This is a genomic window from Fibrella musci (genome assembly GCF_041321105.1).
In the GTDB taxonomy this organism is placed as follows: Bacteria; Bacteroidota; Bacteroidia; order Cytophagales; family Spirosomataceae; genus Fibrella; species Fibrella musci.
In genome coordinates, this window is record NZ_JBGGWD010000011.1 from 1 (window position 1) to 18583 (window position 18583).

The window sequence follows — 18583 nt, forward strand, 5'->3', positions numbered from 1 at the left end:
AGCCGAAGTTTCTGCCTGGCTGAGGCAATCAATGGGGTGTTTGTCCTATCGGCTTCCAGCAGGTAGAGTAGTTCGCGTTGCGCCGTAACGAGGTCGGGACTATAGAGTTCGAGCAGTTTCTGTCCTTTACGAATCGGCTGGTAGGCGTACCGAACGTACAACTTCTCGATCCGCCCGCCGTAACGGGCAGGAATGGTGTAGAGTCGCCGGGTATCGTAGGTGACAATGCCGTTGGCTGTCAGCGTTACCCACTCGGTACGTCGTTCGGGTTGGACGGTCGCCACGTTGGCGACCACGAGGGCATTCGTCGGTTTCAGCAAGGCGTTCAGGTCGGCATCTACCGCAACACTGTCACCCGCACCCGGCTGTGCTTTTTTGACCAAGTCCATGCCGCAAATGGGGCAACTGCCCGGCTCGCTCTGCACAATCTGCGGGTGCATCGGGCAGGTGTATTCGGTGGCTTGACCGCCCTTGCCCGTAGGGGCGTGGTCGTGACCCGCGTGGTTGTTGGGATTGGCCGGGCCTTGCTTTTGTTGTTTGCCGTCGGATGAGCAACCGACCAGCCAAGCGAGCATTAGCAGCCCGGCCCAAATCCCCTTATTTTTCCAGTTCTTTCTCATAGCTTACCAGCATTCGGTAATAGTCACCCAGCCGGGTCAGGTAGTCCATCTGGGTCATGTTCAGCGTCTCCCAGGCATCGATCACGACGGGCAATTCGCCTTTGTTCTGTTCGTAGGCGATAAGCTGCGCGTCGTAATTCCGGCGCAACGTGGGCAGCACCCGTGTTTCGTAGTTGGCGAGTTGTTGCCGGAGGCTACGTAGGTCGGTGAGCATCTGAGCCACCATGCCCTGCGCTTCGTTGAGCATCCCTTCCCGTTGGTAGCGCATCGCCTGGATGTCGGCTTCCATGCCCTTGATCTCGGCTTTGTACATCCGCGAGGCCCACGGCACAATCGGGATCGATACCATGCCCATCAGGGTAAACTGAGTCGGCATCATGCCGCTCGGCCCCGAAAAGGGCTGCATGTGGTCGAACCGTACCCGGAAATCGGGTCGCCGTTGGGTCCGTTGCGCTTCGATACCCGCCTGCATACTCAGAATCTGTCGGTCCATTTGGAGCACGTCGGAGCGACGGGTAGCCAGCTCATCCGTTGAAGGGATCGTCGGTACGGGTTCGACGGGTCGGTACGTCGTGTCGATGCCGAAGACATCGGTCTTGGGCCGGTTCATCAGGGTGTTGAGGCCGATCCGCCGACGAGCGATCTCGGCATCGGTCATGGTCAGCATGTTTTCCAGTTCGGCCAATCGTCCGTCGGCCTTGTAGATGTTACCCAAGCTGCCTTGATTGTAGGGGTAGCGGATGTCGGCCAGCTTTTTCATGGTTTGCAGAATGCGCCGGTTTTCCAGCACCACGCTCCGCCGTTTGGTCAGCACCAGCCAGTCGAAGAATAACCCTTTGGCATCGGCCCGCAACTGGTTGAGGGTAATACCCCGCCCGGCTTCTTCTACGGCGGCTTTCGACTGTTGATAGACCTGATTAGCCCGTTGTTTGACCGGGTTGGGAATGTCCTGCTCGACCGACACCATGCCATAGCCTTTATCCCGGTCTTCCATAATCATCTGACCCGGATACGGAGCCATGAACGTACCCACACCCACCATCGGGGCCATCCAGCTTCGGGCACCCTCGGCGTAGGCGCGAGCGGCTGCGGCCCGGCTACCGAAGGGGCGCAGCAGGGGGTTCCGCTCGTCGATGCGCAGCAAGATGGTATCCAACGACAGCACCGATAGTACCGTGCGCAGCGTATCGGGCCGGGGTGCCTGTTGAGCCAATACCGGCCCACCCAGCAACAGGCCGACCAGCAGGGTGCTTGTCAGGAAACCGGTATACAGACCTTGATTAATGCGAAGCATTGAGTACGTCGAGTTTGCCGAACTTGCGGAGTTCGTATTCTTTCGTCAAGAAGAAAATCAGGGGCGTGACCAGCAGAATGTGCGTCGAGGAGGTCAGCACGCCCCCTATCATGGGCAACACGATGGGCAGCATGACATCGCTCCCCACGCCGTTGGCCCAGAGTACGGGAACCAGCCCGAACAAGGCCACCGATACGGTCATGATCTTGGGCCGAAGCCGCTTGGCGGCCCCGTTGATGACGTATTCGCGCAGTTCTTCCCGGCTGATGGTTTCGCGGGAGTTGCCCCGTTTGGCGACCAACTGCCGCATCGCATCGTTGAGGTAAATGACCATCACCACGCCCGTTTCGACGGCAATGCCGAAGAGGGCAATGAAGCCTACCGCCACCGCCACCGACAGGTTCACCCCGTAGAAATACACCATGTACGCCCCACCGATGAGCGCGAACGGAATGGTGATCAGGCTTAGAAAGGCTTCCCGCGCTGAACCGAAGGCCAGGTAGAGTGAGAGGAAAATAACGATCAATACGACCGGCGCGATGAGGAGCAACGTTTGCTTGCCCCGGATCAGGTTTTCGTACTGCCCGCTCCATTCCAGAAAATAACCGTTGGGTAACCGCAGCTCCCGGTTCACCTTGGCAATGGCGGCTTCGACGGTGCTGCCCAAATCCCGGTCACGCACGTTGAACATGACCGCCCCCCGCAGCAGCGCATTGTCGGAGGTAATCATGGGTGGTCCATCCTCGAATTTAATGGTGGCCACCGTCGAGAGGGGGATGGTGCCGAAGGCGGGCGTAGCAATGGGAATGCGCCGGATACGCTCCACGCTGTTGCGGTAATCCTGCGCCAGCCGCACGTTGATCGAAAACCGCCTGCGCCCTTCGATGGTCTGCCCGATGGGGGCACCCCCGATGGCCGATTCGACGACCTCGTTGACAGCATCGACGCTTAACCCGTAACGGCCCAGGGCCTCGCGGTTTACGTCGACGGTCAGGTATTTGCCCCCGGTAACGGGTTCGACGTAGAGGTCTTTTACGCCCGGTATCCCTTCGAGCGCGGCCTTCACCTGTTCGGAAACCGTATAGATGCTGTCGAGCGATTGCCCGTGTACCTTGATGCCCACGTCGGTACGGATGCCGGTGGAGAGCATGTTGATGCGGTTGATGATCGGCTGCGTCCACCCATTGACGACCCCCGGAATCTGAAGCTTGGCATCCAGTTCGTTGATGAGGTCTTTTTTGGTGAGGCCCGCCCGCCATTGCGCCTTGGGCTTGAGCATAATGATGGTCTCGATCATACTGATGGGCGAATTGTCGGTGGCTGTCGAGGCCCGGCCTGCCTTTCCCAGCACCTTGTCTACTTCCGGCACGGACTTGATGAGCTTGTCCTGCACCTGCAAAATCCGCTTGGCTTCAGCGTTCGACACGTCGGGCAGGGTGACGGGCATAAACAAGATGCTTTGCTCATCGAGGGGGGGCATAAATTCCGACCCCAGACTCAGCAGCATGGGTACGCTGATGGCTAAGGCCAGCAGGTTGATGCCGAGGGTGGTTTTCGGCCAACGCATCACCCAGCGGATCAGAGGTTCGTAGATCCGTTCGAGAAACCGGTTGATGGGATTAGCGTGGTCGTCCTTGAAGCGGCCTTTCATGAACAGCGAGAGCATCACCGGAGCCAGCGTAATGACCAGCACGGCATCGACCAGCAGAATAAACGTCTTGGTCCAGGCCAGCGGGTGAAACAGCTTGCCTTCCTGCCCCGTTAGCAGAAACACGGGCAAAAACGAGGTAATGATGATGACGGTCGAATAGAACACACCCCGCGATACCTGTACGCTGGATTTTTCGATGATCGCCAGTCGCTCTTCCTCCGGTATCTCGATGTAGTTCTTAGGGCCGAAGCCCAACGCTCGTTTTATCGTTTTCCACATGGTTTCCTTATCAGTTAAGCCCTGATCGCTGAAACGAGCAGAACAAAAAGTTCTGGCTAGTCTGGAAAGGCGTGATATGATCTTCGGTGATGCATCGGATCTTCCGAAACCCCCTGAGCAGCTCGTTAGTCAGGGTTTGTTCGCTGTAACGTCGCACTGGTAAACCGCTACATTTTTCTGGACCGGATTCGGAGAAGGTGCCGATGGTTACGTATCCGTTCGGGACTACGCCCAGGCGGGCCGTTGCCAGATACCGACTGATTTGGTCGGCGGTGTTCATGAAGTGGAAAGCCGCCCGGTCATGCCAAAAGTCGAAAAGGCTTTTCGGCCTGTACTCCGTGATGTCGCTGACAATCCACTCAACCCGATCTGCCCGGTTGCCCAATCGCTTTTTAGCCCGGCTCAGGGCCGCTTCACTGATATCCAGCACACTAATGTGCTCGTAGCCTTCGTCTAACAGGAAGTCCACCAGATGGCTGTCACCCCCGCCAATGTCGATGATGCGAGCTGACTTGGGTAGTTGAGCCTGCTGGATAAATGCCAGCGAGGTAGCCGGAATAATCTGCGTCCAGCTAACTTGATCGGCTTGCTTGGTTTGGTAGATAGCCTCCCAGTGCTTTTTAGGTACGTTCGTTTCCATTCGATCTGGTAGATTGGGGGGCAGGTTGGCGGGCTTGCCCATTTAGTTTGGGTTGACTTGCGTGCGTTGCCTGACCTGTCAATGGTTGGCTATCCCGCTGGGCGGTCAGTTCAGCCTGCCGGATCGCCAGATTTTTATAGGCGTTTTCGGCCATGATGATGCCGTTATCGACAATGACCCCGATGGCCAAGGCAATACCGGTAAGCGACATGATGTTGGAGGAAATGTCGAAGGCGTTGAGCAGGATAAAGCTGGTGGCGATGGTGATCGGTATCTGAATGATGATGCTGATGGCCGACCGCCAGTGTAGCAGAAACAGGATGACAACCAGCGAGACGACGATCATTTCTTCGACCAGGGTGTGGCTGATGGAAGCCACCGATTCCTGAATCAGGCCGCTCCGATCATAGACGATGTTGAACTTGACCCCTTCGGGTAACCCACGAGCTACCTCTTCCATCTTTTTCTTGACGTTGGTAATAACCTCGTCGGCGTTTTCGCCGTAGCGCATCACGACGATGCCCCCGACGGCTTCCCCCGCCCCGTTCAGATCGAAAATACCCAACCGCGTTTCCCCTGTCATTTGTACCGTCGCTACGTCGGCTACCCGCACGGGAACGCTGCTTAGGGTTTTAAGCGGAATGCTTTGAATCTGCTCGACGGATTGCAGATAGCCTGTCGTCTTGATGATGTAGCCGATACCGCTCAACTCGAACTTGCGGCCCCCGGCTTCGTTGTTGTTGGCCCGAATCGCGCCGATGACCTGGGGTACCGATAGCCCGTAGTACGTCAGCTTGTTGGGGTCGAGCGTGACCTGGTATTGCTTCTGGAAACCGCCGAATGAGGCTATCTCCGCCACGCCGGGTACGTTCTGAAGGCCGAATTTGACGTACCAGTCCTGCACCGCCCGCTGCTCACCCAAATCCATGCCCGGCGCATCGAGCGTGTACCAGAGAATGTGGCCTACCCCCGTACCATCGGGGCCGAGCGTGGGCGATACGCCACCGGGCAGCAGCCGGGCCGCGTAGTTCAATCGTTCGAGCACCCGTTCTCTGGCCCAGTACACGTCCGTATCGTCGTTGAAGATGACGTAGACGAAGCTCATGCCGAACATCGACGTACCCCGGACGTACTTCACCTGCGGCAGGCCCTGAAGATTCGTCACGAGTGGATACGTGATCTGGTCCTCGATGATCTGAGGAGATCGCCCCATCCATTCGGTAAAGACGATGACCTGATTTTCCGACAGGTCGGGGATGGCATCGATCTTACTGGTCCGCACCGAATAGATGCCCCAGGCGAACAGCCCCCCCGCCACCAGCAACACCAGAAATCGGTTCTGGAGCGAGAATTTAATGAGCCTCTCAATCATGATTAGATCCAGTCTAAAGGGTTCCGGTCTGAGGTCGTCTGGCTGCGGTAAGCGGCTGGTGTCAAACCCGTGATCTGTTTGAACTGGTTGGTCAGGTAAGCGGTGCTGCTGTAACCCAGCGTTTGCGCGATGTCGCTGATCGACAGTTCGTTGTAGCTGAGTAGCTCCTTGGCCCGCTCGACGCGCTGAAGAATCCAGAATTTTTCAATCGTCAGGTGCTCCGTTGTCGAAAACAAATGGCTCAGGTGCGGATAATCCATCCCGATTTCCTCGGCCAGGTAATCCGACAGGGTGGTTCGTAATTGGGCGGCCTCACCACTCTGAATGAGCGATCTAATCAACGTTTTAACCTGATTGACCAGGCGGGCATTTCGCTCGGAGAGCAGCTCGAAGCCCTTTGTGGTCAGCCCATCGGCGATGGCCGTCAGGTCGATAACTGCCCCTTCGACCCGCGCCCGGCCCAGCTCAATGTGATGTACCTGGTATCCCTGCCGCTCAAGCTCCTGCTGCACGGCCCAGATGCAGCGGCTACACACCATATTTTTGATTGCTAATTCCTGAACTGCCATTACGTACCGCGTTAAGTGCATCACTCAGGTGGCCCCAACAGCGGAGCCACCTGTACTCCTCAGCTACCGGATTTCTTCCTTCACCGAACCGCACTTGAGCATCTTGTCGCCGTAATAGGGATTGCGAACTTCCTTTTTGTCACTGAGCCACGAGGCTCCCTTTCCCTCAGCCGCCATCGGACAGAACTGCACGTAGGTCGGAGCGGTCTTCGGCTTGGTTGCCTTGGCCAGAGCGATCATGCTTGTCGATAAGTCCTCAAACTGTTCGCGTTGCACGGCTACGTCGGTGGTCTTGGTCATGGCCGTTGCCCTTAGTTTAGCATCAGAAAGAGCCTTCTTATCTGCCGTAGACAGGGTATTGACCTCTACCTTACCCAGCGCAGCAACCAGCTTGACTGCATTTTGCTTGGCCTTTGGTGCGTCTGTGGCAACCAGTGCGTCTTTTACCTGATAATAGGCCGTGAGAGCTGGGGTTGTGGTTTGGGCCGAAACGACGAGTGAGCTGATTGACAGGCCCAGGGCCACGATGGTTTTCTGAATTGGTTTCATCGATTGTGATTCGTTTTCGTTGACTAAAGCTTCTTTTCCCACTCAGCAATGAGTCGGTTGTTCAGGGTTACGTAATCCGTAAACTTCTCCTGTTGCGCAGCCGCAGCCGATTGACGAGCGGCTGCAATGGCTCCTTTGTAGTCGCCGGAGCGGGCCAACAACTTCGCTTGCAGGTGCAGGTAGTTGAAGGCTGGTTTCAGGGCTACGGCTTTTGTCGCCCAGGCTAACGCTTGTTTCGTATCCTTCTCGTTGTCGAAGTAGTACAGGGCTGCCTGGTAATACAGACCGGGTTTGTCTTCTTTTTTGCCGTTGATCCGCTCCAGGATCTCCGCCGTGATCCGCTCGTCGGCATTGCTGACGATGGGAAAATGCACCGACGTGTTGGCCCAGTTTAGGTAAATCATTCCCCGATTGCGGACCAGATCCTGCACCTCGATGGTGAAGGATTCGTAGAAGCGAGTTGAGGTGTCGGGCTTGACCGTGAAGCGCAGAACATCGTTCTTTTCGTCGTACCCATCCAATCCGTGGCCACCTACATGCTTATTCAAAATGATGGTCCACTGGCTTTGGGTAGGAATCGTAAATAGCGAGTAGCTGCCTGCGGGAAGTGGTTTGCCACCCAGCCGCACGGGGTCACTCGTGGTGAGGATGGTTGCATCCGAGGCTCCCGTCCGCCAGAGTTGACCGAAGGGGACCAGTCCGCCGAAGACGATACGGCCCTTTACTGCCGGTCGCGAATAGGTGATCGTCAGGTCGGTAAAACCGATTTTCTGCTGAATGGTCGTCGGTGGGCTGGGTTCGGGCAGGCTCAACTGCGCCTGAACAGGCCCGGCAAGGGCCAACAAACCAACCTCTACCATAAGCCGACAAAATGTGTTTCGTTGATTGCTCATGATGGAATACTATTATTGTTTGAGGACAATGCCATTGGGCTTCTTACCCACGGCGATGTCTTTGACCTTCGTGCGATTTTTGACATCAACCACCGATACGGTAGCCGCCCCCTGATTGGTGACGTAGGCCGTCAAGCCGTCCTTGGCGAACGCAATGGCGTGGGCATCCAGGCCCGTCTGTATCTCGCCCATCTTCATCCAGGCATTGTTCATGCGCTCGAAGACGACGACTTTGTTGCCCGTGCCGGCCTGACTAACCCACAGTTCATTCCGCACCCCATTGTAGGCTGCGTAGCCGGGGGTGAATCCCAGCGGCACCGTTTCCACGACCGACAGGGTCGCCACGTCAATGACACTGATGCTTTTTCCCTTCTCGTTATCGACGTACATCTTCCCGTCGCTGCCCGGCCACGCGCCCACCGGATCGTCGCCTACCGGGATTGTCTTCACGACGGACTTGTCGCTGACCCGGATCACCGTAACGGTGTTGCTCATACCGTTGGCGACAAACGCGTACTGGCCGTTGGTAGTCATGGTGACCTCGGCGGGTTCCATACCGACGGCTATCGTCTTTTTCAAGGCCGTCGTGCCCGCGTCATACACCAACACTTTACCAGCGTCGTCCATCTGCGAGGTCCATAGTTCCGTGCCATCGGGCGAAAACACGGCGTTGTGGTTCATCACCGGTGTTTGCTGATTCTGAGTCGTGGCCCCTGTCTTGGCATCCAGTACGACGACCCGGCCAGCCATGCCCGTCGTACCGCCCGTATGCCCGGCACTCAGGTCCATTCCCGGTACGCCCACGCCGAGCTTGGTACCGTCCGGGGAGAGGTAGATATGGTGCGGCCACATGATCATCGTGCCGTTCATATTCATGCCCGGCATGGAGGCATCACCGAACGAAATGGTCTCCTTCACTTGCTGGCTGACCAGGTCGATGACGGATACACTATTTCCTTCCGCATTGACGACATAAGCCGCTGGGTACGTAATGTTGAGGGCAGGTTGCATGTCGGTCATGTGGTTCATGTTCATGCAGCCAGACAGGACAAAAAGGGGCAGCGTAGCCGCCCAGGTGGACCGGTTTTTCATGGTCGAACGGGGTTTGTTAACGAGAAAATAGCAGGGAACACACGGCCCGAAAGGCCAGCGGATGACAGCACACAAAGGCTGTTGCACAGACAGTATGTCGAAAAGGGGACAAACGCCGATTGCCCGCTAACACGAGGGCAATAGCCCCAGTTAGCGAGTCAAAAAGCAGGTCATTAGCCTATATTAGCCAGGTACAGTTGGAAGCCAGCCGAAAACGCCCGGTTCGGGGAAGCGGGGACTGGCTGTCAGGACGAATCGGCTCGGTCGGAGCGGTCGGCAGGAGTGCTGCCAGCAAGAGCCGGAATTCGGGATTGGAAATAAATTCAGCCGGTTGTGGGGCTGAGACGGCATGACCATCAACCACGAAACGGCTGACGTCTAAATGCTCGTAGGTAAGGGTTGTTTTGCAGCAGGGCATCCGCTTGACCCCTGACCCCTCTGAAACAGGCCGTGGCGCGTCGTCCAACGTACACGCCTTTTTGCAGCCTTCCTGGGCCATGAGGAGCGTTTTGGAATGCCCCCGCATCTGACACCAATGTTCCACCATACCTACGCCAACGCTACCCATCAGGACCCAAAGGGCCATCAGGCAGCAGAATATGCGGGTATACAGTGGCGTTTTCACAATTGGCTTTTTTACACCAACAAAGGTAGAAGCCCTTTTGTGTTGATTAATTACAGGATTCAGCCCCTCAGTTATAAAATTTTTAGAAATTGACTCTGACCTTCAAGTCGAAAATCTAACCTGCTTGTTTGGTTATGCCCATCGGTAGCTCACCGCCGTTTCGGAAAAGGGATTGGGGCGGCTAAACCAACGCGCTCAACCGGACTGAACCCTCCTGTTTTGGTGAACTTCATCGTATGGTTGAAGTTCCGCATGGAGTCGGACGGGTCTATTGCCATCATATTAATGCCGTCGAGCGTAAAACGGGGCATGGCAACCGACAGAATAACCTGCTTCTCAACCAAACCCGTTGCCGTGTTTAAGTTTCTGGCAAGGGCGTGAACAACTACCTGGCTAACGGGTAAGTGAGCCTGGACTTCACGGCCTATCCGCAGCAGGCAGCTACAGACATAGTCTTGATACAATTCGTTGAATTTACTGGCCGATAAGGGTTTACGGGAAAGCTTTCCGCTGGCTAATTGGGACACGGTAAAATCAGGGACCACATCGGTAGCATTCACAAGCAGATCTACTTCAATGTGGTCGCTGGTAAACGTAAACTCCAGTCGGCTCCCTAATTCGGCAATGTCCTCAAATGGTGCGAATGCCTCAATAACCTGCCCATACACATCACTGTTCTTTGCCAGTACCTGACGGGCCAACTCCTGGCGATCCTGCCACTCTTCGTGCTGGCGGTTGTACTCAGCCTGCTTATCCCTGAACAATTGGTCGTCCTGCTGTTTAGCCTGGCCAATGGCTTCTTGCAATCGCTGACTCTTTTTAGGTCCCGACCTGAACAACTTATCCAGAAAAGAAGGCTGATATGTATCAAACTTCGCCTGCGCACTACGTTCCTGTTCGTCGGTACGTACCGGCATAACGGGTGGAGCTTCCTGTTGCATAGCGGCCCAATCTACTACGTCGCTGCAATCGCAATGCACGGTTTTGAGCACGCTGACATATTCGTTGTATTCAGCAACTGCCTGAGCGGCATCGACGATAGCCTGGTGTTTCTGAAATTCTTTGTACTGTCGGGCGGCCAAGCGGGCGCGTCGCTGTTGACTACGCTCTACGCGCCGGGCCGTTGTGGTGATAACACGGACTGCTCCTCGTAAACTCATTTCGGTTCAGGTATGATTCGTTGACTGCCTCTGGGTGGTATGTTACAGTTCCTGCTCCTCGACTTCCAGTTCAACGGCTTCGTTTTCCAATTGGAATTTCTCCCACTCAGCCCGGTCAAGGGTGTTATTGGCCAGTGCTTTTTCGACCGCCAGACTCTCGCGGTATTGTCGCGCTTCGGCGGCAATAGTCCACTTAGTATCAATACCCAGTCGTTCGATCTCCGTTTTGATGTCGGCCAACTCAACCCGAAAAAACTCCTTGCGTGGGTTGACCTTGTTCACCTGATTATTCAGGAAATGCCGGTGCAGACTGCGTTCCAGCGCGGGGGCATCGTCGCTGAATAATAGCGCGTGAACGTCGAACTCGAAGGGCACGGACGCATCGCCCAGTTCGCGCACCCGGTCAAGTGGTTCAAGCCGACGAGTCATGCCAATCTTATAGACATGATCTCCGAACGAGCCGATGTTGGAGATGATATAGACGTGACCCGATTTGGTCTGTTGAGCCATCGACAAGGCCCGCTGATTTTTCTCCTGGGCCGCCTGTAGTTTAGCGGTCAATTCCAGTAGTTGGACTTTAAAAGCGGTACGTTGTTCCTCCGAGGCTTTCGCTGCCTGCTGCTGCACTTTGTCGATAGCTTTCTGAATGGTCTCCTCCTGTTTGGCGGCATCGCGCTGCGCTTTTTCGTACTCACGACGGGCCTTCTCTTCTTCCCGGATCTGCTCCCGAATAAGTCGTTGTTCGTCGCGCTCTTTCAGCTTCAACTCGTGGGCTACAACCGCCCAGCGCAGTTCTTCCAGCCGAGCCTGCAAATATTCGGGTGTGATCCGGGCATCCTTGAAAGGTTTGCCCAAGTTATTGACCAGCGCGTAGGCATCGTTGATCTGCTGCGCCAACGTACCGTAATTATCGTGTTTCACGTTTGCCAGGATCGAATCAACTTTGCCGTTGAAGGCATCGGTAACGAAATTTTCAGCACTCGTTTTCCGCACCGCTTCTACGTAGTCGCATCGGGCAGCAGCCCGCGTTGTCATCAGCAGACGAGTACGTTCGCGAGCTTTTTTCAACTCCACGCCAGCTTCCGTAAAACCAAACGCATCGGCCAACTCGTCCAGCAGGGTAAACGACGGCACCAAGTACTGGTCTCCATAGCCGTTGATGACATTCTTCAGGGCCTGAATGGTACGTTCCAGATCAGCCGCGTTACGGGTAGCAGCCAGGGCTTCACCAGCAATCTCCTCCGCCCGCACGTTGGCATTGCTTACAATCCGATTGGCTTCTTTAGTGGCGTTGAGCAGCACGGTTTCGGCCTGGGTCTGGAGAGCACTGGCTTTGAAACCAGCCTGGTCACGGACGTCTTTTGCCTGCGAACGGGCCTGCCGCAGCTCCTCATCTGCCAGTACCCTTAACCGTTCGGCTTCCTGTTGTGCTTCCGCCAAGACGCGGTTTGCTTCGCGCTCGGCATTCTGGCGTATCTCATCGGCGTACCGTTGCGCATCAACGATAGGCCGGTACTGGCTCAGTAAATCAAGTTCCTGCTGAAATTGGGTTTCACGGCTTGCAGCGGCCTGTTTCGCCTGATCGATTTCCTGTTCTTTCGCCTTCAACTTCTTTCGTTGAGTGAACAGCAGGATCAAGGCAACAAGCAGTAGAGCGGATAGAAGTACGGACATGAAAGAGAATTATAAGTCTTGACGTATCTATTTATACAGTAGAGCAAGACTACTAAAAAGTTACGTTATCGCCTAAATCGTCGTAAAAATTTCCCGCAGCTCACCTGAAAACGCCCAGAAATACTCCCGCCCGCCAGTCCCGATGTAAGTAGCTGACGGAGCGAAACTCATAGGTAAAGTCGGCGTGGTAAAGGAACGTCAGGTATTGCTGCTGTTCGTCGACGCTGAAACCGCCCAGATCGTCGCCCGCTTCGGTGATGATGCTTACACCACCGCCTTCGTAGCACTCACACACCACGGCACGGCTTCCGGCTGGACTGTCTAAGAAAGTGGCCTGGGTTTGCACTACGTCGCCCACGATGAACAGCGGCTTCCTCTGTTGCGTTTGTACAGGTACGCATGTGCGTACCGTGGTTTCAGCAGCTACGGGATTCAGCAACCGTTCAGCCTCTTCGAGTAAACTCCAGCCCATTAATTCGTCCTCTTCGGCCTCGTGATCGGCGGCACGGGCTAGGTCTGCCCGATGATCGATCAGGAAATCAGCAATGTCAATCGTTCGCTCGAAGCCCTCTTTCTGCGGTTGCCACTTGGCCACAAACGCCCACTTGAAATCTTGATACAACATTTCAGCCACGTAGCGATTCTGGAAGATGTGCAGGCAAATTGCCAGAGCCGCCTGCGCCGGTCCCGACCCACCGTATCCCCAATTAAGGCCCGATGGCGAATGGTTACGCACCGTCAGGCTTTCGGCCAGCGATACCTCCTGCCCATCCACGAACAGGCGGCACTGCTCATCCTCACCTCGTTCAGTATCACCGGCGTGATACGTACCCCGGATGTGGAAGGTTGTTTTAGTGAGTTGAAAAAGCGGCTTTGTCATACGGCTGGTCCCTCCCACTCGGTTCCTTTGTAGTATTCATCCAAAGCAAGCATTTTCATCGAGTCTCGCTCCGCGTCTGATCGCGCCCGAAACCGTTCCGGGTCGTTAATGCCTTCAGCAATCACCACGTTCACTACGTCGCCTACACTATCGCGTATCTCATAAACCGACACAGACTCCTGATCTATAAAAAATAACTGCACGTCGTCGTGCTCCCACCCATCCACAAGCTTGTTGCGAGGGTTATCAGTGTGCTCTTCCATAGCTGAATAGAAAAATAATTAGATAGTCAAATATACAACTATTCCATTATATATCTCTTCACTGAATGGAATTTACAACGTTGGTCGAGGTTGTCGTACTTTGGGGTTCTGAACGGTCTTGGTTTGGTCGGTAGTCGGTCGCTGTTCGGTATGCGCCTGTTCTGACCTGGCAGGATTCGTCGTTACATCGGATTGCTTCACTGGACTATCGATGTTCATCGGTGTACCCGGCATCAAACCGTGCCGCTTTTCCATCGCCCGACAAAAACGACCGACCTCTCGATAGTTAAAGCTTGTTTTGGCCGTGTTTTTACCGTCCAGATCAACCCGGCTGGCTACGATGTGAAAATGCTCGTGGTCACAGTCCCGGTGCCGAAACGCGACCATCGGGTTATTCTCCATGCCAAACGTTCGGGCGAACGACTGGCAGATACGGAGCATCACCTCGTCGGGTGGGCGTTCGCCAATTGGAAACGAAAAACTCTGGTGCCAGACGGGTTTACGGATGCGGTCGTTTAGGGCGGCTACCAACTTCATGCTGTCAGCCATATCCTCTATGTTCAACCGCTGTTTCACGTCTTGTCGAAGCCGTTGGTCCGTTACAACCGATACGCCGACGTGTTGCGCGTACAGCAATTCACCGCGCAGGCGGGTCCGGTCGAGGCTCCGGTTGGTGCGGGTTTCGTAATAGCAATACTGGATGGCCCCCAGGAAGCTGGAGCCGAAGAGGGCAACTTTGCCAATCATAATCGCTTGTCGGTTTGGTAGCCGGCTCGAATGCTCTGCAATATCTTTGTTAGATCAGGCTTCTTGACCGCAGTATCATCGGCGCGTTGCAGTACGTCGATGAGCGTGTCCAACTGTTGGATCGTACCCCAATCAGTCCTGTTGTCGGCGCAGAACCGTTTCACTTCGCCGATGACTTCACCGACACCATACATCATCTCTCGGATGTCCTGTGCGTACAGTGCGTCGGACTCGGCCCGTTGGCTGAGATACAACAGGGCGGTTGTGAGCCGGTCCAACTTAGCCAGTTCCGCTGTCATGTCAGCCGGTAGCTTCCGAAGGCGGGGGAGCCGATGTAGGTTATCCAATGCACCCGACCGTAGCAGTTGCGACACGCTGATGCCCACTTGCTGACTAATCGCTTTCAACTTCTTTTTTTCGGCTTCACTCAACCGAACGTAAACGCCCGTCGAGCGTTTTTGCGGCTCTTTTTCTGACTTCTTACCCAACTGGTCAGTAGTCGATTTTGTGGTTCCCTCCCTCATTTTGTATATACAAAAACATAGCTTGCTGCACACCAAAGAGCCGGTTGCCTGATGCAACTTAGGTTCGGCAGGTACGTCGGTGGTGCAAATTGCGCGGGTTGCCTTGGTTGCTCGAGTTGCATCAAGCAACTGTGTTGTATGAGTTGTCCAATTCTATCTATTCAACTCAGTTGCTTATGGTGCAACGGGCAATTAAGTTGCAAAACTATATTTTATTATCTATTTTTGTTTAATTAATTATCTATTACACTTATGAGTGGAAAGATCATTACTATACATACATCGAAGGGTGGCATGGGAAAATCCACGCTGACAGTGGTTATAGCCTCCTATCTGGCTTATGCAGCCGGGAAACGGGTTGTCGTATTCGATTGCGATCCACCCCAACATTCGGTCGTTGATTTGCGGGAAGACGAACAGGCGGGGCAGGCCATGCTGGCTCAGGCGTTTGGTGAGTTGACCGATGCCGAATTAGCCGCGAAAGGTCAGCCCTATACCAGTGTCAACGATCAGGCGGCTTTTGAGCGGTATCGGTACAACCGGCAACAGGGCATCAGTGCCTACTACCCCATTCACCCCCTACCCTTCCAAGCTCTGAGCGAACTGGACATGGACCGGGTACGTGCTGATTTCGACTACATTTTTCTCGATATGGGCGGGCAGTTTAACGCCGGTATCCTACGTACCCTGGCTGAGACCGACGTATTGCTGGTTCCCTTCACAACGCAGCAGGTTGACGTAGCGGCCTCCATTCAGTACGTCGGGGCCATTCTGGATCGGGTCATGCGTAGCCAGCTACCTAACTATTTGACTATCCGCTGCTTTTGGAACAAGTACAAGTTCACCTTTGCCCGCCGGGCCGACGTACTGGAGACGTACTTCGCCAACCTCTTCCGCAACGATGCGCTACCAATCAGTTTCCTAAAAACCCGCCTGAACGATGCCGATGCCGGATTCGACCGGGCCAAAATGCTAACGACGGTATCATCGCCAGTGGTGCTGCCTGCGGGCCGGTACGTTCGGCGCAAGGACGACGGCAGCAGCCGACCGCCCAAACCCGCTGAGTGGCGTGAAGCGCAGTACTTACAGGACATCGTTAGTCTGGTCGCCGAGGTCAATGCACTTTTTCCCGAACTGACTAAATCAACTCGTTGATGGACCTCGACAAATATCGACGTACCCCGGCTACCACCACTGATCCGGCCCCAACGCTTGGCAGTTCAGGCGAAACGTTACGGCAGAAAGCCAATCGGTATCACGACTTTGTTGCCGACAACGTACCCACTGAGTCAGTCCCGACCACTGAGACAACAGCGTCGACCTCTTCGGCTGAACAAGTATCGAAAACAGAGATTGATGCTGGTGAGTCATCAAGTACGAAAGGCAATAAATCTAAGTCGAATAAACGCCCTTTGCCTGCGCCAAAACGGCTTACCAATCAAGAACCCGCTTCCCTGTCTGGCGTTAAGATTGTCTTTATTGAAGAGGCTATGCGGAAGCAGTATATTCAGATAGCGGGCTATGTCATGCTGAACTACGGCGTGAAGCTAACCATGACGGCCTACTTCTGCTTCCTGCACGAACAGGCCGTCGCGCAGCAATCCGACCAAACCTTCCTGAATGCCCTGGCTCAGTTTAACCAACCCCGTCCCTAAGCCTATGTTCTTACTGATTTCAACCGGTACGTTTCTCGCCCTGGCTACGCTCGCCCTGATCGTATGGGCCGGGCTGGTGCTGGTCTTTACGGGTCGTTCTAAAGCGAAAAAACATACCCGTCCCGCGCCCGCTATCAAATCGTTTTTCCAGCCAACTGCCGGAAAGATTGCGGTGGACGTACCCTTCCCGATGGCTTCGTATGATCGCACAGAATTGATACCGTTGCGCACAAAAGCCTCAACCAGTACGGCTGAGCCTATTTTAGCCCCAGAAACCCCCACTGCTTCAGCCTCTTCATCAGAGTCTATACCACCGGTATTGGACGATCCGGCTTTTGCACCCGCAGACCCAGATGAAGAGACGACATCGGATACAGCACCCGACACAGCGTCGGCACTGGAAACCACGAACGTACCCACGTACTCCGCCGACACGATCCACCCCTCCCCTACCGGTTTCCGGCTCTCGCTCGACCGGCAGTTGTTGAGCCGACTACTCAGCGACGATTTGCTTTGCCAGGAGTTCGAAGCTGTTCGCGCCCTGACCCTCGACCGGCAGCGCGATACGGGCCGCTCCTACGCCAGCCTATTCCGCGAAGCCGTAGCCGACAAGCCCGCCGACGTGCAGGCGATGCTCCTCAATTTGCTCGACGAGGAAGAAGCCAACGACTACGATTACGCAACGTCCGATTATGCTTAAGTGCGCTTTGACCGCCCAATCTGATTTATTTATTGCCTTTCCTGCTTACCCCTTGATTCGTGCGCGAACCGGGCAGGGTCTTTCGGGGCGCAACCGGCCACGCAGTGGTGAGGGCGCGACCTGAAAGATGCTGCCCCGCGCACCCGGCGGGGCTGGCCCGAAGGGCGTTCCCCGCCGTACCCCTTGATTATTTATGAGCTATTTAGCTATTTGCATATACATCAATCACTAATTCTATTACTCATGGTCAAGGAGTATATCTACGTAACTACAAATCCTATTCATAATGTTGAGCTGGTTAAGGTTGGGCGCAGCAACTCGCCGAAAGATCGCGTAAAAACCCTCTCTAATGGTCAACCGAGTAAGCATGTGCTGGAATGGTACATGGAAGTACCAGATTCACATGCTGCTGAGAAAATCGCGCACATGGTATTAAAGCCGTATAAGTATAAAAACGAGTACTTTAAAATTGGTTTTAACGAAGCCGTAGTCATAATCAAAGAAAAAGTTTGTCATGCCCTCGACCTAAATCAACCGGTCTGCTTTGAAGGCAGGAAACTTCGCGCTTTGAATAGAAAGGCTACTGCCGCTACGCTGCCAACAGCTTCAGCAACAACGGAAACGACTACAAATCAATCAGAAAAAAAAATAGCGAAAGATCAAAAAGCATCGTCAGTAGCCAGTGATGTTTCAGCGCAACTAACTCAGACCGAACGGCTGAGTCAGTTTGTTCATGAGGTACACACGAAGTGGCGCAAAGCAAACCGAAGTCTGGCCGGTTTATTTTCTAAACAGGTTGGTGATGAAGGTGAAACCTACATCAAGCGTACGCTTGAAAGCAAACACGGTTATTCAGTTGTGTTTACACCTGCTAGCCAAACCCCGGTTGACGTAATTGGCATAAAGTGGTGTGGCTATTTCTGGCACCTGGTAATGATTCAGGTTAAGACGTCAACGACAAAAACTGCCTATGAACTTAGTGGTAAGGAAACCCAAGCAATCCGAGATTTCGGACGTTTCTTGAAAGAAGAGTATCTAGCCTCTGAGTTATATAGAGACTACGCCGATAAACCGATTGCCTTCTCTGTCGGACTGGCAAATGTCAAAAATCATAGACCTGCACAGCCCCGATGTACCTTGAACAGTGCTTACTTCGTCAACTGGTACTGGAGCAAGCTGCCCCGCGAAAAGTTAGCCCGAATACAAGAACTGGTTGAGGAAGCTCATTCACTAAAATGACCTTATCCAATCATGGTCATTAGCTGGAAGCAGTGCCAAACCTACGATGAAGCCCGGCACTTCAGAAACTGCATTTATCTGCACGAATGGGGCGGCAAACCGTTTTACTGGGGCAAAGTCCACAATAGCTTCTTTGGTGGACATATGCGAACCCGCG

General features: G+C 54.5%; 21 protein-coding genes. 4 read left to right on the forward strand and 17 right to left on the reverse strand.

From position 1 onward, the window contains the following. The 16 genes from ACAW74_RS27520 to ACAW74_RS27595 form a co-directional block, all read right to left on the reverse strand. On the reverse strand, positions 1–620 hold a 620-nt coding region (locus tag ACAW74_RS27520; RefSeq protein ID WP_370701482.1), incomplete at its 3' end, for a heavy metal-binding domain-containing protein. Further along, positions 598–1914, reverse strand: a complete 1317-nt coding sequence (locus ACAW74_RS27525) for a TolC family protein (RefSeq protein WP_370701483.1) — start codon at positions 1912–1914, stop codon at positions 598–600. The genes ACAW74_RS27520 and ACAW74_RS27525, both read right to left, overlap by 23 nt. Then, positions 1901–3844 (reverse strand): efflux RND transporter permease subunit, encoded by a 1944-nt coding sequence (locus ACAW74_RS27530; RefSeq protein ID WP_370701484.1) that lies wholly within the window; start codon positions 3842–3844, stop codon positions 1901–1903. Before ACAW74_RS27530 ends, ACAW74_RS27525 begins: the two co-directional genes overlap by 14 nt. Positions 3845–3854: 10 nt before the next feature. Then, positions 3855–4484: a class I SAM-dependent methyltransferase gene (locus tag ACAW74_RS27535; RefSeq protein ID WP_129606245.1), complete on the reverse strand. Its 630-nt coding sequence runs from the start codon at positions 4482–4484 to the stop codon at positions 3855–3857. After that, positions 4465–5856 carry an efflux RND transporter permease subunit gene (locus ACAW74_RS27540; protein WP_240699486.1) on the reverse strand — a complete coding sequence of 464 codons (1392 nt, stop codon included), beginning with the start codon at positions 5854–5856 and terminating at the stop codon, positions 4465–4467. The genes ACAW74_RS27535 and ACAW74_RS27540 overlap by 20 nt, the downstream gene beginning before the upstream one ends. Before the next feature lie 2 nt (positions 5857–5858). After that, complete coding sequence (locus ACAW74_RS27545) at positions 5859–6425, reverse strand: helix-turn-helix domain-containing protein (RefSeq protein WP_370701485.1); 567 nt, start codon at positions 6423–6425, stop codon at positions 5859–5861. 63 nt (positions 6426–6488) lie between these two features. After that, on the reverse strand, positions 6489–6974 hold the full coding sequence (locus ACAW74_RS27550; protein WP_129606249.1) for a DUF3347 domain-containing protein: 486 nt from the start codon (positions 6972–6974) through the stop codon (positions 6489–6491). 23 nt (positions 6975–6997) lie between these two features. After that, positions 6998–7867, reverse strand: coding sequence for a DUF2911 domain-containing protein (locus tag ACAW74_RS27555; protein WP_370701486.1), 870 nt, complete (start codon positions 7865–7867; stop codon positions 6998–7000). A 12-nt stretch (positions 7868–7879) separates the two neighbouring features. Then, a complete protein-coding gene (locus ACAW74_RS27560) occupies positions 7880–8959 on the reverse strand; it encodes a YncE family protein (protein WP_129606251.1) in 1080 nt (359 codons plus the stop codon). 178 nt (positions 8960–9137) lie between these two features. Next, positions 9138–9584 (reverse strand): hypothetical protein, encoded by a 447-nt coding sequence (locus ACAW74_RS27565; protein ID WP_370701487.1) that lies wholly within the window; start codon positions 9582–9584, stop codon positions 9138–9140. A gap of 149 nt (positions 9585–9733) precedes the next feature. Then, positions 9734–10744 carry a hypothetical protein gene (locus tag ACAW74_RS27570; RefSeq protein WP_165358972.1) on the reverse strand — a complete coding sequence of 337 codons (1011 nt, stop codon included), beginning with the start codon at positions 10742–10744 and terminating at the stop codon, positions 9734–9736. 42 nt (positions 10745–10786) lie between these two features. Then, positions 10787–12418: an SNIPE associated domain-containing protein gene (locus ACAW74_RS27575; protein ID WP_370701488.1), complete on the reverse strand. Its 1632-nt coding sequence runs from the start codon at positions 12416–12418 to the stop codon at positions 10787–10789. Positions 12419–12518: 100 nt separating this feature from the next. After that, positions 12519–13298 (reverse strand): DUF6166 domain-containing protein, encoded by a 780-nt coding sequence (locus ACAW74_RS27580; protein ID WP_370701489.1) that lies wholly within the window; start codon positions 13296–13298, stop codon positions 12519–12521. After that, positions 13295–13561 carry a hypothetical protein gene (locus tag ACAW74_RS27585; RefSeq protein WP_370701490.1) on the reverse strand — a complete coding sequence of 89 codons (267 nt, stop codon included), beginning with the start codon at positions 13559–13561 and terminating at the stop codon, positions 13295–13297. Before ACAW74_RS27585 ends, ACAW74_RS27580 begins: the two co-directional genes overlap by 4 nt. Positions 13562–13633: 72 nt before the next feature. After that, entirely contained in the window at positions 13634–14308 is a 675-nt protein-coding gene (locus ACAW74_RS27590) for a relaxase/mobilization nuclease domain-containing protein (protein WP_129606266.1), read from the reverse strand. After that, complete coding sequence (locus ACAW74_RS27595) at positions 14305–14832, reverse strand: plasmid mobilization protein (RefSeq protein ID WP_370701491.1); 528 nt, start codon at positions 14830–14832, stop codon at positions 14305–14307. The genes ACAW74_RS27590 and ACAW74_RS27595 overlap by 4 nt, the downstream gene beginning before the upstream one ends. A 252-nt stretch (positions 14833–15084) precedes the next feature. Here ACAW74_RS27595 and ACAW74_RS27600 point away from each other — a divergent pair, with 252 nt between their 5' ends. The 4 genes from ACAW74_RS27600 to ACAW74_RS27615 all read left to right on the forward strand — a co-directional run bounded on the left by ACAW74_RS27600 (position 15085) and on the right by ACAW74_RS27615 (position 18426). After that, complete coding sequence (locus tag ACAW74_RS27600; protein WP_370701492.1) at positions 15085–15987, forward strand: ParA family protein; 903 nt, start codon at positions 15085–15087, stop codon at positions 15985–15987. Further along, positions 15987–16487: a hypothetical protein gene (locus ACAW74_RS27605; RefSeq protein ID WP_370701493.1), complete on the forward strand. Its 501-nt coding sequence runs from the start codon at positions 15987–15989 to the stop codon at positions 16485–16487. Before ACAW74_RS27600 ends, ACAW74_RS27605 begins: the two co-directional genes overlap by 1 nt. Positions 16488–16491: 4 nt before the next feature. Beyond that, on the forward strand, positions 16492–17187 hold the full coding sequence (locus ACAW74_RS27610) for a hypothetical protein (protein WP_370701494.1): 696 nt from the start codon (positions 16492–16494) through the stop codon (positions 17185–17187). A gap of 243 nt (positions 17188–17430) precedes the next feature. Continuing rightward, positions 17431–18426, forward strand: a complete 996-nt coding sequence (locus tag ACAW74_RS27615; RefSeq protein ID WP_370701495.1) for a GIY-YIG nuclease family protein — start codon at positions 17431–17433, stop codon at positions 18424–18426. Here ACAW74_RS27615 and ACAW74_RS27620 read toward each other — a convergent pair. Beyond that, on the reverse strand, positions 18418–18570 hold the full coding sequence (locus ACAW74_RS27620) for a hypothetical protein (RefSeq protein WP_370701496.1): 153 nt from the start codon (positions 18568–18570) through the stop codon (positions 18418–18420). The genes ACAW74_RS27615 and ACAW74_RS27620 overlap by 9 nt on opposite strands. Positions 18571–18583: the final 13 nt, after the last annotated feature.

What these genes read in the sequence shown, in the direction of transcription:
- ACAW74_RS27525 (WP_370701483.1), bottom strand. Translation starts at nt 1,914, where the DNA reads ATGCTTCGCATTAATCAAGGTCTGTATACCGGTTTCCTGACAAGCACC.
- ACAW74_RS27530 (WP_370701484.1), bottom strand. Translation starts at nt 3,844, where the DNA reads ATGTGGAAAACGATAAAACGAGCGTTGGGCTTCGGCCCTAAGAACTAC.
- ACAW74_RS27535 (WP_129606245.1), bottom strand. Translation starts at nt 4,484, where the DNA reads ATGGAAACGAACGTACCTAAAAAGCACTGGGAGGCTATCTACCAAACC.
- ACAW74_RS27540 (WP_240699486.1), bottom strand. Translation starts at nt 5,856, where the DNA reads ATGATTGAGAGGCTCATTAAATTCTCGCTCCAGAACCGATTTCTGGTG.
- ACAW74_RS27545 (WP_370701485.1), bottom strand. Translation starts at nt 6,425, where the DNA reads ATGGCAGTTCAGGAATTAGCAATCAAAAATATGGTGTGTAGCCGCTGC.
- ACAW74_RS27550 (WP_129606249.1), bottom strand. Translation starts at nt 6,974, where the DNA reads ATGAAACCAATTCAGAAAACCATCGTGGCCCTGGGCCTGTCAATCAGC.
- ACAW74_RS27555 (WP_370701486.1), bottom strand. Translation starts at nt 7,867, where the DNA reads ATGAGCAATCAACGAAACACATTTTGTCGGCTTATGGTAGAGGTTGGT.
- ACAW74_RS27560 (WP_129606251.1), bottom strand. Translation starts at nt 8,959, where the DNA reads ATGAAAAACCGGTCCACCTGGGCGGCTACGCTGCCCCTTTTTGTCCTG.
- ACAW74_RS27570 (WP_165358972.1), bottom strand. Translation starts at nt 10,744, where the DNA reads ATGAGTTTACGAGGAGCAGTCCGTGTTATCACCACAACGGCCCGGCGC.
- ACAW74_RS27575 (WP_370701488.1), bottom strand. Translation starts at nt 12,418, where the DNA reads ATGTCCGTACTTCTATCCGCTCTACTGCTTGTTGCCTTGATCCTGCTG.
- ACAW74_RS27580 (WP_370701489.1), bottom strand. Translation starts at nt 13,298, where the DNA reads ATGACAAAGCCGCTTTTTCAACTCACTAAAACAACCTTCCACATCCGG.
- ACAW74_RS27585 (WP_370701490.1), bottom strand. Translation starts at nt 13,561, where the DNA reads ATGGAAGAGCACACTGATAACCCTCGCAACAAGCTTGTGGATGGGTGG.
- ACAW74_RS27590 (WP_129606266.1), bottom strand. Translation starts at nt 14,308, where the DNA reads ATGATTGGCAAAGTTGCCCTCTTCGGCTCCAGCTTCCTGGGGGCCATC.
- ACAW74_RS27595 (WP_370701491.1), bottom strand. Translation starts at nt 14,832, where the DNA reads ATGAGGGAGGGAACCACAAAATCGACTACTGACCAGTTGGGTAAGAAG.
- ACAW74_RS27600 (WP_370701492.1), top strand. Translation starts at nt 15,085, where the DNA reads ATGAGTGGAAAGATCATTACTATACATACATCGAAGGGTGGCATGGGA.
- ACAW74_RS27605 (WP_370701493.1), top strand. Translation starts at nt 15,987, where the DNA reads ATGGACCTCGACAAATATCGACGTACCCCGGCTACCACCACTGATCCG.
- ACAW74_RS27610 (WP_370701494.1), top strand. Translation starts at nt 16,492, where the DNA reads ATGTTCTTACTGATTTCAACCGGTACGTTTCTCGCCCTGGCTACGCTC.
- ACAW74_RS27615 (WP_370701495.1), top strand. Translation starts at nt 17,431, where the DNA reads ATGGTCAAGGAGTATATCTACGTAACTACAAATCCTATTCATAATGTT.
- ACAW74_RS27620 (WP_370701496.1), bottom strand. Translation starts at nt 18,570, where the DNA reads ATGTCCACCAAAGAAGCTATTGTGGACTTTGCCCCAGTAAAACGGTTT.